Source organism: Devosia polycyclovorans (assembly GCF_042181575.1).
Taxonomy (GTDB): domain Bacteria; phylum Pseudomonadota; class Alphaproteobacteria; order Rhizobiales; family Devosiaceae; genus Devosia; species Devosia polycyclovorans.
The window spans coordinates 2,423,930-2,438,114 of record NZ_CP170082.1 but is presented as its reverse complement, the minus strand read 5'-3'; the positions used below and the strand labels follow the sequence as shown (position 1 = coordinate 2,438,114).

The 14,185-nt window shown below is 61.2% G+C and carries 12 protein-coding genes; 8 read left to right on the top strand and 4 right to left on the bottom strand.

What is annotated here, in order from left to right; all coding sequences use genetic code 11:
• Window positions 1-124 precede the first annotated feature (124 nt).
• The 8 genes from ACE4RL_RS12225 to mazG all read left to right on the top strand — a co-directional run bounded on the left by ACE4RL_RS12225 (window position 125) and on the right by mazG (window position 8,427).
• A complete protein-coding gene (locus tag ACE4RL_RS12225) occupies window positions 125-1,171 on the top strand; it encodes a septal ring lytic transglycosylase RlpA family protein (RefSeq protein WP_375597407.1) in 1,047 nt (348 codons plus the stop codon).
• A gap of 69 nt (window positions 1,172-1,240) precedes the next feature.
• Window positions 1,241-2,377 carry a D-alanyl-D-alanine carboxypeptidase family protein gene (locus ACE4RL_RS12220; protein WP_375600275.1) on the top strand — a complete coding sequence of 379 codons (1,137 nt, stop codon included), beginning with the start codon at window positions 1,241-1,243 and terminating at the stop codon, window positions 2,375-2,377.
• Window positions 2,378-2,526: 149 nt separating this feature from the next.
• On the top strand, window positions 2,527-3,213 hold the full coding sequence (gene tmk / locus ACE4RL_RS12215) for a dTMP kinase (RefSeq protein ID WP_375597406.1): 687 nt from the start codon (window positions 2,527-2,529) through the stop codon (window positions 3,211-3,213).
• Window positions 3,210-4,235 (top strand): AAA family ATPase, encoded by a 1,026-nt coding sequence (locus ACE4RL_RS12210; RefSeq protein WP_375597405.1) that lies wholly within the window; start codon window positions 3,210-3,212, stop codon window positions 4,233-4,235. The genes tmk and ACE4RL_RS12210 overlap by 4 nt, the downstream gene beginning before the upstream one ends.
• Complete coding sequence (gene metG, locus ACE4RL_RS12205; RefSeq protein WP_375597404.1) at window positions 4,232-5,782, top strand: methionine--tRNA ligase; 1,551 nt, start codon at window positions 4,232-4,234, stop codon at window positions 5,780-5,782. Before ACE4RL_RS12210 ends, metG begins: the two co-directional genes overlap by 4 nt.
• 2 nt (window positions 5,783-5,784) lie before the next feature.
• Complete coding sequence (locus ACE4RL_RS12200; RefSeq protein ID WP_375600274.1) at window positions 5,785-6,564, top strand: TatD family hydrolase; 780 nt, start codon at window positions 5,785-5,787, stop codon at window positions 6,562-6,564.
• A 3-nt stretch (window positions 6,565-6,567) separates the two neighbouring features.
• Window positions 6,568-7,404, top strand: coding sequence for an MBL fold metallo-hydrolase (locus ACE4RL_RS12195; protein WP_375597403.1), 837 nt, complete (start codon window positions 6,568-6,570; stop codon window positions 7,402-7,404).
• A 213-nt stretch (window positions 7,405-7,617) separates the two neighbouring features.
• Window positions 7,618-8,427 carry a nucleoside triphosphate pyrophosphohydrolase gene (gene mazG, locus ACE4RL_RS12190; protein ID WP_375597402.1) on the top strand — a complete coding sequence of 270 codons (810 nt, stop codon included), beginning with the start codon at window positions 7,618-7,620 and terminating at the stop codon, window positions 8,425-8,427.
• Here mazG and hflX read toward each other — a convergent pair.
• The 4 genes from hflX to ACE4RL_RS12170 form a co-directional block, all read right to left on the bottom strand.
• Window positions 8,424-9,791: a GTPase HflX gene (hflX, locus tag ACE4RL_RS12185; protein ID WP_375597401.1), complete on the bottom strand. Its 1,368-nt coding sequence runs from the start codon at window positions 9,789-9,791 to the stop codon at window positions 8,424-8,426. The genes mazG and hflX overlap by 4 nt on opposite strands.
• Before the next feature lie 8 nt (window positions 9,792-9,799).
• Window positions 9,800-10,051, bottom strand: a complete 252-nt coding sequence (gene hfq / locus ACE4RL_RS12180; RefSeq protein ID WP_375597400.1) for an RNA chaperone Hfq — start codon at window positions 10,049-10,051, stop codon at window positions 9,800-9,802.
• A 184-nt stretch (window positions 10,052-10,235) separates the two neighbouring features.
• Window positions 10,236-11,618 carry a sigma-54-dependent transcriptional regulator gene (locus ACE4RL_RS12175; protein ID WP_375597399.1) on the bottom strand — a complete coding sequence of 461 codons (1,383 nt, stop codon included), beginning with the start codon at window positions 11,616-11,618 and terminating at the stop codon, window positions 10,236-10,238.
• Window positions 11,619-13,952, bottom strand: coding sequence for an ATP-binding protein (locus ACE4RL_RS12170; protein WP_375597398.1), 2,334 nt, complete (start codon window positions 13,950-13,952; stop codon window positions 11,619-11,621).
• Window positions 13,953-14,185 lie beyond the last annotated feature (233 nt).

Here is a 14,185-nt window from a genome sequence, read left to right as displayed (position 1 = left end):
AATCTAACCATTCATTGGCCTTAACCCCTCCTAAACCGTAAAATTGTTCCTTTCTGTGAGTGGTGCGCCAAAGCCGCTATCCTTCGCGCCGAAGAGTTCTGTTTTTTGACGAGTATTGCATATCGTGGCGACCACCTGGCGTAACGCTGTTCGAGCATTGGCCCTGGCCGCCCTGATCGCACCCTCCCTGGCCGCCTGCGCCACGGGAAATCTTGGCGCAACGGTCAAACGCGCTGCTTTTACCTCCAGCGAATATGGTGTCGCTGTCTCGCCACGCGTCACATCCAATCCGAACCCGCCCAAAGGTGGGGGGCGTTACCAGATCGGTAAACCCTATACCGTGCGTGGCAAGACCTATGTGCCCCAGCACGATCCAAGCTATTCCGCCTCCGGCTCTGCCTCCTGGTACGGTTCCGACTTCCACGGCCGCCGCACGGCAAATGGCGAAATCTTCTCGGCCAACGCCATCACCGCGGCGCACCCGACCTTGCCCCTGCCGTCCTATGTGCGCGTGACCAATACCGCCAATGGCCGCTCGCTCATCGTTCGCGTCAACGACCGTGGTCCGTACGTCTCCGGACGCATCATCGATCTGAGCTATCGCGCCGCCTCCATGCTGGGCTACGTCAACAAGGGCTCGACCAGCGTCCATGTTGAATATGTGGGCCAGGCGCCGCTCGAAGGCGACGACACCCGCATGCTGGTGGCCAGCTACAATGGTCCGGCCGACTACGATAGCGGCCCGATCCGCGTCGCCAGCTCCGGCAGCCAGAGCAACCGCAGCCTCGTCGGCATGACCACCAATTTCTTCAACGGCCTGTTCTCCTACGCCGATACGACGCCCCACGAGATGGACGCCGCCATCGGTTCTGCCCACGCGGCCGCCAATGCCATGGCAAGCGGCAATGCCGCGCTTGCTGACTGGGCTGGCTCTGTCGACGCTGACAATCGCGGCATTCGGCTGGCCCTGGGCATCTTCGCCGACTCCAGCAATGCCGCGACCGTCGCCCAGCAGTTCGCCTTGCTTGGCGCCGTCGATGAAGAGTCGGTTTCGGTCAATGGCCGGACGGCAACAAAGCTCACAATGACGCGACTAAAGCCCGGGGCAACACCCCAGGACGCCATTCAACTCGCACAAGACCTTGGCCTGACTGACGCAATTCTCTATTGATTGCGTCTATATTGCGCCGGGAGGAGTTCGGCGTTGAAGTCGCAAAGACGAGGAACCTGCGCCGTGCGAATGCTCACAGCCATAATTGCCTTTCTGTGCCTTGCCGGAGGGGTCTTGGCTCAGGCGGAGTTCGACACCAAGGCAAAGTTTGCCGTGTTGATGGATTACGAGTCCGGCACGGTCATCTTCCAGAAGGACGCCGACGCGCCCCTTGAGCCTGCCTCCATGACAAAGCTGATGACTTTGGCCGTGGTATTCAACGAGATCAGGGCAGGGCGGGTTAGCCTGGACGATGAGTTCTTTGTGTCCGAGAACGCCTGGCGCACAGGCGGCGCTGCATCCGGCGGCTCGACGATGTTTGCCGAACTCAACTCGCAGATCCGTGTCGAAGACCTGGTGCGTTCTGTCATCATCCAGTCCGGCAACGACGCCGCCATCGTTCTGGCTGAAGGCATTGCCGGCTCGGAAAACACGTTCGCGCTGATGATGAATGAGCTGGCCAACGACCTTGGCCTTGAAGGCTCGAACTTCACCAATTCCACTGGTCTGCCGGACCCTAACGAATATTCGACGGCCCGCGACCTTGCCGAACTTGCGCGCTACCTCATCCGCGAATTCCCCGAATACTACCACTACTTCTCCGAACCCTCGATGGAGTGGAACGGCATCAACCAGGCCAATCGCAATTCGCTGGTCGAGATGGGCATCGGCGTTGACGGTCTGAAAACCGGGCATACGCAAGCGGCCGGTTACGGATCGGTGACCTCCACCGATCAGGGCGACCGCCGTCTGATAGCGGTGGTCCATGGCCTCGGCTCCATGCGCGAACGCACCGAAGAGGCGCGCAAGCTCCTTACCTGGGGTGCCCGTGCTTTCGAACGCTTCACACCCTATGCCGAGGGCCAGATTGTCGCCTATGCGGACGTCTATGGCGGCGCCAGCCCCAATGTCGCTCTCGTCGGCCAGGGGGAAATGGCCCTCTACCTGCCGCGCGGTTCACGCCAGTGTCTCTCGGCCACCGTTAACTACGAAGCCCCGCTGTTGCCACCGGTTCAGGCGGGCGACCGCATTGCCGAATTGAGGGTCTACTGCAATGACCAGCTGGTCCAGGCTGCTCCCCTCTACGCCGCCGAAAGCGTCGGCCAGGGCGATCTGATCCGCCGCGCCACCGATGCGCTCAAGCAACTGGCGTTGGGTTGGCTCTGAACAGTGCCCTAAGCAGAACCGGTCCACCGGGCCATTTCAGGCTCAAGGCCCGCGAAGACCATGCCAGAGTGGCGGGCAAATCCCGCTCCCCGCTTTTCCCGCTCGCGCAGGTGTCCTAAAAGGGTTCGGATCAAGGAATCAGCCTGCCCATGCTTGAAGCGCCAAATCGACGCCCAGCCCGTTTCATCACCTTCGAGGGTGGCGAAGGTGTCGGCAAGTCGACTCAGGTTCGGCGGCTGCTGAACAATCTCGCAAACCATGCCATTGAGGCCGTTCGCACGCGAGAGCCAGGTGGCACACCCAAGGCCGAAGCCATCCGCTCCTTCATTCTGCAGGGGCGCTCCGAGGCTTGGGGCGCAGGCTCGGAAGCCGTGCTGTTCGCCGCAGCGCGCCTCGATCATGTCAGTCAACTCATCGCGCCCAATCTCGACAAAGGCACATGGGTTATCTCCGACCGCTTCTGCGACTCCACCCGCGCCTATCAGGGCCTGACCGGCGGCGTGGATGACAAGCTCATCGACGCGCTTGAGGCACTGGCGCTGGATGGTCATACACCCGACCTCACCATTGTGCTCGACATGGATCCGACCATCGCCTTTCGCCGCGTGGAACAGCGCGCCGTCGAAGACGGATTGCAACTGACCGGCGACCGCTTCGAGAAGGAGGAGCTCGACTGGCACCAACGCCTGCGCGAAAACTTCCTCGACATCGCCCGCAACAACGCCGACCGCTGCGTGATCATTTCCGCCGAACAGGACGAAGAAGCGCTCGAGGCCGCCATCTGGGAGGTCGTCAGCTCACGCTTTCCTGAATTGCAGGGCAGGCCTGTCGCGTGACCGATCCGGCCGCGCTTCCCGACCTGCCGTTGCCCGAGCAGCGCCAGGTGGCTGTTGGGCACGACGCTGCCCGCACGGCCGTACTCACCCAGCTGGCCGAGCATCGCCTGCCCGGCGCCATCATGCTGCAAGGGCCGCAGGGCATCGGCAAAGCCACCCTGGCTTTCGAACTGGCCACTGCTATCCTGACGGCCACTGGCGACGAAGAACCAAAACGCGTCCGCGAACAGGTGGCCGCGCTGTCGCATCCCAATCTGGCGCTGCTGCGCCGCCGTCCCAAGGACGCCAAGGGGTACTACTCGGTCATCCGCGTCGAGGACGTCAGGGAATTGCGCGAAACATTGCAGCACACCCGGGGCAGGGCAGGTCATCGTATCGCCATTCTCGACAGCATTGACGAGTGCAATCCGTCGGCGGCCAACGCCCTGCTCAAGACGCTCGAAGAGCCGCCCGCGGACACGACATTTCTCCTGGTGTCCCATCGCCCGGGGCAATTGCTGCCAACCATCCGTTCGCGCTGTCACAATCTGGCTCTGCGCGGGCTGCGCGATGACATGGTCCGCACTGTGGTCAGTTCCAGCCATCCGGACCTGGACGCTGAAACGCTTGACCGCGCCGTCCAACTTGCCGGCGGCCGTCCGCGTCGGGCCTTTGAAACTCTGGCTCTGGCGGAAAACTCACCGGTTGGTGCGCTGCTCGCCTGGTTGCAGGCCCCGGCCCGCATGCCAATCGCCGCCCAGATACAGCTTTCCGACGCCCTTGGCGCCGACCCGCAGGGGCCGGACATGTCCTTCGCGCGCGAAATTCTCAATGACTGGCTGGCCAATGAAATGCGCGAGGCGGCCATGCAGCCCGCCGGACGTTCGCGGCTTGCCTCTGCCACCGAGCTATGGGAGAAGGCAGGCGCACTTCTGGGCGAAGCCGACAGCGTCAATCTCGACATGAAGCAGACGCTGGCGGTTATCTTCGATGCGATCCGGAAGCATTGCGTTCAATTTGCCAATCCTGCCGAGCAAGCATGACCACCAAGCCGTTCTACGTCACCACCGCGATCTCTTACCCAAATGGCGCGCCCCATATCGGCCACGCCTATGAGATGATCGCGACCGACGCCATCGCCCGCTGGAAGCGGCTGGAAGGCCGCGAGGTCTATTTCCTGACCGGCACGGACGAGCACGGTATCAAGATGGTGCAGACCGCCGCCAAGGAAGGCATTGCCGTCCGCGAGCTGGCCGACCGCAATGCTGGTGCATTCAAGGCTCTTGCCGGCGCGCTGAACCTGTCCAATGACGACTTTATCCGCACCACGGAGTCGCGCCACCATGAAGCCTCGCAGGCCATCTGGAAGAAGATGGCTGCCAGCAGCAATGGCGACATTTTCCAGTCCACCTACAAAGGCTGGTATTCGGTGCGTGACGAGGCCTATTTCGATGAGGACGAACTCACCGAAAAGGATGGCAAGCGCTTCGCGCCGTCCGGTGCCGAGGTCGAGTGGGTCGAGGAACCGACCTATTTCTTTCGCCTCTCCGCCTATCAGCAGAAGCTGCTCGATCTCTATGAGGCCAACCCCGATTTCATCGCGCCCAAGGAGCGGCGCAATGAAATCATCTCTTTTGTGAAGAGCGGCCTGCAGGACCTTTCTATCTCCCGCACGACCTTTGACTGGGGCATTCCGGTTCCCGATGCGCCGGGTCACGTCATGTATGTCTGGGTCGATGCCCTGACCAACTACATCACCGGTGTCGGCTATCCGGACGAGAACAGCGAGCTGTTCAAGAAGTTCTGGCCGGCGGACCTGCATGTCATCGGCAAGGACATCATCCGCTTCCACACCGTCTATTGGCCCGCTTTCCTGATGAGCGCTGGGCTTGAGGTTCAGCACCGCGTCTTTGCGCATGGCTTCTTGACGGTGGACGGCCAGAAGATGAGCAAGTCGCTGGGCAACGTCATCGACCCCTTTGCCCTGGTCGAAACCTTCGGCCAGGATGCGGTGCGCTATTTCTTCCTGCGCGAAGTGTCCTTCGGCAGCGATGGCGACTATAGCCATGAAAAGCTGGTCAATCGCGTCAATGCGGACCTGGCCAACAATTTGGGTAATCTCGCCCAGCGCTCGCTCTCGATGATCAACAAGAACTGCGAGGGCAGGGTGCCCGAACTGGGCGAACTGACCGAGGCGGATAACGCCCTCATCGCCGAAGTCACCGAAGCCATCGCCGAAGCACAAAAAGCGATGGACAAGCAATTGGTCCACGAAGCGACTGGAGCCATCGTTGGCGCGCTGAGCTCGGCCAACAACTACTTTGCCGCACAGGAGCCATGGGCGCTGAAGAAGACCGATCCGGTCCGCATGGCGACCGTACTCTACGTTACGGCCGACACCGTCCGCCGCCTCGCCATCCCTATGCAGGCCTTCGTACCGGCCTCGGCGGAGCGTCTCCTCGACCAGTTAGCTGTGCCCTTTGACCAGCGTGTTCTCCAGGCGGCGTTCAATGCTAACAGTCTGCTAGCAAATACCGAGTTGCCCGCGCCCCAGGGCGTCTTCGCGCGCCTCGAAAAACCGGCCGAGTGACCATGCTGATCGACAGCCATTGCCACCTCGATTTCGAAGCTCTGTCCAGCGATCTGGATGGGGTATTGGCGCGTGCAGAGGCTGCCGGGGTCACCGGCATGGTGACGATATCCACAAGAGTGGAAAACTTTTCCACTTATGCCGGGCTGGCGGAACGTTATGAGAACGTCTGGTGCTCTGTCGGGACCCATCCACATAATGCGCACGAAGAACTGCATATCGAAGTGGATGAACTTGTCCGCCTAAGTGCCCATCCGCGCTGCGTTGCTATCGGCGAGGCGGGCCTCGACTATTTCTATGACAACGCCCCGCGCGATGCTCAGGCCACAGGCCTGCGCCGCCATATTGCGGCCGCACGCATCACCGGTCTTCCACTGGTTATCCACAGCCGGCAGGCTGATGAAGACATGGCGGTTATCCTCGAGGAGGAAGCCGGGCAGGGGGCCTTCCCCTTTGTTCTGCATTGCTTTACCGCCGGCATGGACCTGGCAAAACGCGCCCTGGATCTGGGCGGCTATGTATCCTTTTCGGGCATCATCACCTTCAAGAATGCCGAGGAAATTCGCGAGGTCGCCAGGATCGTTCCGGCGGACCGCTATCTTGTCGAAACCGACGCGCCGTATCTCGCGCCAATTCCGCATCGCGGTCAGTCCAACGAACCCAGCTTCGTGCGCCATACGGCCGAGAAGCTGGCCGATATCCGTGGCATTTCGCTCGACCAGCTCGGTGCGGAATCGACCGCCAATTTCGGGCGTCTCTTTTCCAAGACCGGCGTGAGCTAAGCTGTGGCTGCACCCAACCGGATCATCGCGACCATATTGGGCTGCGGGTCATCCGGAGGCGTGCCACGCGTTGGACATGTCTGGGGCGCCTGCGATCCCCATGAACCGCGCAATCGCCGCCGCCGCTGCTCGCTGCTCATCGAAGGTTGGCGCGACGGCGTCCAAAACCCAACCCGCGCCTTGATCGACACCGGGGCCGATCTGCGTGAGCAATTGCTCGGCGCCCATGTGGACCGGTTGGACGCTGTTCTCTACACGCATGAACATGCCGACCATACCCATGGCATCGACGATCTACGCGTGCTGGCACTGCATAACAGGCGCCGGGTCGACGTCTATTTCTCGGCCGACTGCGGCGCGCGCCTCAGGGAAGCCTTCGGCTACTGCTTTGCCACGCCGCCCGGCGGTTCCTATCCGCCCATTCTCAATGCCCACGAAATTGCCGATGGCGACACCGTTTCGGTGGATGGACCGGGCGGAACACTGGAACTTCAAGCCTTCGATCTGGTGCATGGCGATATCAACGCCTTCGGCTATCGCATAGGCGGCCTGGCTTATTGCTGCGATCTCTCAGCTGTTCCCAGTAGTGCAGATTCAGCCCTGCAAGACCTCGACATCTGGATCGTCGATGCGCTGCGTCCGACGCCGCACCCAAGTCATCTCAGCCTGCCTGAAACCCTTGAACTGATCGCGCGCTTCCAGCCGCGCCAGGCGGTGCTCACCAATATGCACATCGATCTCGATTACGCCGCCACCGAAGCCGAGACGCCTTCAAACGTGACGCCCGCTTTTGACGGCATGCAGATCGATGTCATGGCCGGGCGCATACTCAACCGCTGAGGCAGCGTCGCACCGGAAACATCAGTGTGGAGGGCAGACAGCACCAGAACCCTGGATTTCGGCCCATATCCCACACATAAAAGTTCCATAATATATATTATGCGAAAACTGGATGCTCGGATTTTGTGGTGATCTGCGCCGCGCACCCGTCCCACTTCCCTCACGCTTTGCTATGGTGCTCCCATCGAATCCCAACCAGCTGGACCGCGTACCATGCAGCCATCTCGCGATATCTCCCGCCTCATCGAGATCATGGCCGCCTTGCGCGACCCCGATGGCGGTTGTCCCTGGGACCTGGTGCAGGACTTCCGCTCCATCCGGCACTACACCATCGAAGAAGCCTACGAGGTTGCCGATGCTATCGAGCGCGAGGATTTCGGCGATCTGCGCGAGGAATTGGGCGATCTGCTGCTGCAGCCGATTTACCACGCCCAAATGGCCAAGGAGGCTGGCCATTTTGACATTGGCGACGTTGTCCAGGCAATCACCGAAAAGCTGATCCGCCGCCATCCGCATGTCTTTGGTGATGTGGTGGCAGATGGCGCCGTCGACGCCCAGGACCGCTGGGAAGCGATCAAGGTGGGCGAGCGCACTGCCAAGGCCGAGCGCAAGGGCGATAGCGCGCCATCCATTCTGGACGACGTGCCGCAGGTGCTGCCCGCCCTCGCCCGCGCCGAAAAGCTCGCCAAACGCGCCGCCAAGGTTGGCTTCGATTGGCCAGACCTGCCGGCCGTTCGCGCCAAGATTGAGGAAGAGCTTGGCGAGGTCGTTGAAGCCGAGTCATCGGGGGACGAAGATGCCCTGCGCGAGGAGATTGGCGATCTGCTCTTTGCTGTGGCCAACCTGGCCCGCAAGGCCGGCGTAGATCCGGAAGCGGCGCTGCGCGACGCCAATTCCAAGTTCACCCGACGTTTCCACTATGTCGAAGAGCGCTGCCGTGAAGACGGCGTTGAGCCCGCCTCTGCCGGCCTTGACCGGCTGGATGGATATTGGAACGAGATTCGCTCGAGGGATAAGGCCTAGAGGTCAGAAGCGGCTATCCGGCCGTTGAATCGCTCGAGGAACTCCGCCCGATGTCGTGGGTCGACCCGAACCACGAAGTCGGATCCCTGCTCGTTCCCGTCGTCCCGCGAAATCACCTCGGCATTGTTGTGCAGCCAGCCGATATCGCTGCCGGCACTATAAGGCACATGAACGTGATAGGTCCGGCTCTGCTCGCTCAAGAGCTGCTCGACCTTGAGCTTGAGTGCATCGAGCCCTACTCCGGTATGCGCCGATACGGGCATGGTCGCGACTACCTTGCCAGCCGGCGCAGCGGAGGCCAGGGCAAGCCCGGGCTCCTCGAGCAGATCAATCTTGTTCCACACCTCGATGATCGGCGTAGTCTCGGAAGAGACACCGAGTTCCTCAAGCACAGTCAGCACATCCTGCGCCTGCGCGGCATGATCGGGATTGGCGATATCGCGCACATGCAGGATGATGTCGGCGTCCACCACTTCCTCCAGCGTCGCCCGGAAGGCGGCCACCAGGTCATGCGGCAAATCGGCCACGAAACCCACAGTGTCGCTGAGCATCACTTCGCGGCCATGCGGCAACTCGATCTTGCGAACGGTCGTGTCTAGCGTTGCAAACAGCAGATTCTCGGCGAACACCCCTGCCCCGGTCAACACATTGAACAGGCTCGATTTTCCAGCATTGGTATAGCCCACGAGCGCCACAACCGGGATCAGTGCCTTGGTGCGCTGCCGGCGCTGCTGCTCGCGCGTCTTCTTGACCTTCTCCAGCCTGTCCTCGAGCAGCACGATCCGCTCGGTGATTTGGCGGCGGTCACTTTCGATCTGGGTTTCACCCGGGCCACCCATGAAGCCGGTGCCACCGCTGCCGCGTTGCCGCTCAAGGTGGGTCCAGGAGCGCACCAGGCGTCCCTTCTGGTAGTTGAGATGGGCCAGTTCGACCTGCAGAACGCCTTCGCGCGTGGCCGCCCGCTCGCCGAAGATTTCGAGGATCAGCGCTGTACGGTCCAACACCTTGGTGCCGGTTTCCCGCTCTAGATTGCGCTGCTGGATCGGGGTCAGTGCGGCATCGACAAGCAGCAACTCGATATGCTCGGCCTTGACCTTCTCGGCCAGCGTCGCGACATGCCCGGCCCCGATATAGGTCGCCGGGCGGATCTCACGTACGCGGACAATGTCGGAAAACACGATGTCGAGCGCAATAGCGCCCGCCAGCCCCTCGAATTCGGCCTGCCGGGCTTCGATGCTGTGATAGCTCGATTTACCGCGTACATCGGGGCAGACGAGCCCCGTCCGCGTCGGCTGTGCCTGCCGGTCGATATAGGGCTTGGGGCCGCCCGCCTGGACGTCCCGCTCGTCTTCAAATTCGTGCATATATGCGTTCAGTCGTGATCTGTGCTCTGCTCGGGATCGAACAACTGGATCGGCGCGCCGGGCATGATGGTTGAGATGGCGTGCTTATAAACCAGTTGCGACTGCGCGTCACGCCGCAACAGCAGGCAGAAATTGTCGAACCAGGTAATCACGCCCTGCAATTTGACCCCGTTCACCAGGAAGATAGTGACCGGCACCTTCTGCTTGCGTACATGGTTAAGGAAAGAATCCTGGAGGTTTTGCTGTTTTTCGCCAGCCATTTTTGGCCTCTTTACCGCGGCTTTATTGTCGCTGTTCTTGTCGCAATCACTTGCGTCCGGACCCCTATGGGACTGCCGCCCAGCCCCGAGGCTCGAATTATCTTATACTTGGCACTATGGCACAGTTGCACAGAACTGCCTACCCGCCCTCTGCACATGGCAGAGAGCCGATTTCATCGTATTTTCAAAGCCCCAGCGACTTGATCTTGCGGTGCAGCGCACTGCGCTCCATGCCCACGAACTCTGCCGTCTTGGAAATATTACCACCGAAGCGCTCGATCTGGGCCAGCAGATATTGCCGCTCGAACACCTCGCGCGCATCGCGCAGCGGCAGGCTCATCAGATGCGCTGAGGCATCCGCATCCCCCACCGTGGGTAGCACCTCGCCGATATCGGAGGGCAGCATGGCCGCCGTTATCACTCCGCCCTCGGGCTGCTGGTCCTTCATCAGGATCAGCAGGCGCTCGATGGAATTACGCAATTGCCGCGCATTGCCGGGCCAGTCCTGCGCTTGCAGAACCGCCATGGCGTCTTCCCCGATATTCAGCTTCTGCAGATTATGCATGCGGCAGACCTGCTCGATGAACACCGTGACCAGCGGCGGCACGTCTTCGCGCCGATCCTTGAGCGGGGTTAGCGGCAGCGGCACGATGGACAGGCGATGGAACAGGTCCGAGCGGAACTCGCCGCTGTCCACCTGCGCCGCCACGTTCTGCGAGCTGGAGGAGATGATCCGCACATCGATCGGCACCGCCTGGGTGCCGCCAACGCGCTGGAAGCGATTTTCCACCAGCGTGCGCAGCAGGGCCGCCTGCACCGGCGGCGGCAAGGTCGTCACCTCGGAAAGGTAGAGCGTGCCGCCATGGGCCCGCTCCAGGGCGCCAACCTCCACCTTGAGAAGGCCCGTCTTCTCGCGCGCTTCGCGCCCGAACAATACCACCGGAACCTCTTCGGGGGCATAGAGCGAAGCATTGATCTCGACAAAGGGAGCGCTGGCACGCGGACTGCGCTGATGAATCTGGCGCGCCACCAGACCCTTTCCGGTGCCGCTGGGGCCGGAGATGAAGATGCGCGAATTGGTCGGCGCCGATTTCTCGATTACCCCGCGAACCTGCTGCAGCGCCGGCGAAGTCCCGACCATGTCGAGGCTCTTGTTGGCCGAGCGCTCCTTGAGTTCGGCCACCTCGCTGCGCAGCCGCGTGGCTTCCATGGCTCGCTGTGTCACATGCAGCAGCCGGTCGATCTTGAACGGCTTTTCGATATAGTCATAGGCGCCGCGCCGGATGGCCGAGACGGCCGTCTCAACGTTGCCGTGACCCGAGATCATCACCACCGGCATGTCCGGATGCTGGCTCTGAAACACATCGAGCAATTGCAGTCCGTCAAGCCGCGAGCCCTGCATCCAGATGTCCAGAAACACCAGGCTTGGGCGACGGCGCGCGATTTCGTTGAGCCCGCTATCGGCATCGTGCGCCTGCCGCGCCTCATAGCCTTCGTCCTCGAGGATCCCCGCGATCAGGTCGCGGATATCGTCCTCGTCATCAATGATCAGAATATCCAAAGCCATTTATTTTTGAACAACCGCCGGTAATTGCGGCTCCTCCTTGTGGGCAGGATTGTCGTCCGCACTCGCGGTTCCTGCCTCTGTGGTGTTCATTACTGGTGAATGCAAAGGAAGTGTGAAAGTGACGCAGGCCCCAACCCTGCCCTGAGGATCCGGATCGGCATCGACGAGTTCGACGATACCACCGTGCTGCTCGATGATGCGCGCCACGATGGCCAAACCCAGCCCCGTGCCTTTTTCCCGCGTCGTCATATAGGGCTCAAGGAGCCTTTGCCTGTTGTCAGCGGGCCAGCCCTTGCCATTGTCGGACACCGAAACGCGGGCATGATTGCCCTCGACATGGGCTTCCACAATGATCGTGGGCTGCCAATCCCCGGAAAGGGGGATGCCCTCGAAGGCCTCCACGGCGTTCTTGATGAGATTGGTGAGCGATTGTGACACAAGGCGCGTGTCGAACCAGGCAGTGATGGTCTCGTCGGGCAAAAAGGTGACGATGTTGACCTCTGGCAGACGCACGCTTTCGAGAAATACCGCCTGCCGGATCGCATCACTCAGGTCAGCGGTCTCCGGCACCGACTCGGGCATGCGGGCAAAGGCCGAGAACTCATCCACCATCCGCCCGATATCCCCCACCTGCCGTACGATTGTGTTGATGCACTTGTCGAACACATCCCGATCATCCTCGAGCTTGCTGCCGTAGCGGCGGCGCAGCCGCTCGGCTGAAAGCTGGATGGGCGTAAGAGGATTTTTGATTTCGTGCGCAATCCGGCGCGCCACATCGGCCCAGGCGCTGGTGCGTTGCGCAGATTCAAGATCGGTGATGTCGTCAAAGGTCAACACATAGCCCTTGGACTCGGTAATTGAGCCTTCCCGGGTTAGTTGGACCTGGTAGATGCGCCGGTCCGTTTCATTGCCTAGCTGGATTTGTTCGCGCACCTGTCCGCGCCGCGCGGATCGCGCCTTGTCCAGCGTGGCTGCCAGTTCGGGCATGATCTTGTCCATCGGCTCGCCCATCAGCTCAATTTCGGTCCTGCCAAGCATTTCGCAGGCACGCGCATTGACCAGGGTAACCGCCCCAAACGGATCAAGCCCGATAATGCCGGCCGAAACGCCCTCCACCACCGCCTCGGTGAACTGACGGCGCTTCTCATTGACTTCATTGGCCTTGAGCAGATCGAGGCGCTGCGATTTGAGCTGCTGCGTCATGCGGTTAAAGCCGTTGCTGAGGTCGCGCAGATCCCCTCGGCCCTCCTGCACCGGCACCTGCACATCAAGGTCGCCGGCGCTCACCCGGCGCGAAGCGATCATCAGGTTCCTGATCGGGTCGACAAAGCGGTTCGCCAGCGCGATGCCCACCCACAATGCCGCCAGCAGCAGCACCACGGCCAGCCCGACATACATGATGGTAAAGGTGATCTGGAATACCAGGCGGTTCGATGCGTACTCACGATATTCCGTTATATTCTCGTCGGTTAGCCGCATGTATTCAAGCACTTCGGCATCCACCGGCCTGGCCACGAACAGAAATGTGTCGTCATAGCCGCGCAGCTTGATGACTGATCCCACGAACTGGGTCGACCCTGGCGCAATCGGTGTTGGAATGCCTTCGACAACGCCGTCTGTGACCCCGGCCGGCAGGGCCGGATAGGCCCCCGCGACATTGATCTGCGCCCGCATCAGTGTCTCGCCTGCCCGATCGATCAGGGCGGTGAAGGGCAGCGAACGGGTGACTGCAAGCGCGGTCAGGATGCGCTCGAAACGGGCTGGCTCCTCCTCAAACGTCGAGCGCGCCTGCTCCAGTTCGGTCGCTACCCAAATGATGTCGTCGCGCAGGACCTGCGCATGTTCGAGCATGTAGGAACGCGCCACCAGCCGCGAGCTTTCCACCATGGCGCGCGTCCGCTCGGAGAACCACTGGTCCAAACCCTGATTGAGCGCAATCGTGGCCACAACTGCGACCAGCGCCGCCGGCACGGCAGCGACAAAGGCGAACATAGCCACCATACGCACCTGTAGCCCGGCGCCTGGCACGCCCCGGAGGCGGGCCTGGAACAGCAGTACGGCTTCCGTCACGACCAGGGCGATCACCAGCAGAACAAGCAGTCCTGTCACCACCCAGATGACGGTCCACACCGCAGGCGAGGGCTCGATATTAGAAATCCCGGAGAGGATGAAGAAGGACACCGAGGACATCAGCACCGAGGCAAAGACCACCACGAAGCCAAGTACCCGCAAGGAATAGTTCTGCTGAATGTGAAAGAACGACCGCCGCCCTCTCGACCGTTCGTCATGGGCCACGTTCGCTTTTTCTGTGCTGGTTGAAACCAGATCGGCCATTGACTGTCAATATTCTCCGCTCGAACGCAGATTTTGCCGCGACAGCGACTCTTCGACAGTCACCATGTAGGTGCAAAATCACAGGGAAAGGGAAGCCTGACCCAATTCGGCCGACCCTTCAAGATAATTGTTGCCAAAATGCGACACTCCATCGCGATGAGAAAACGGTCCGGTGGACCGTTTTCCGCGATGGAGACCATGAGCGCTACGCTCGAATGGCGCAAACCCTCAGG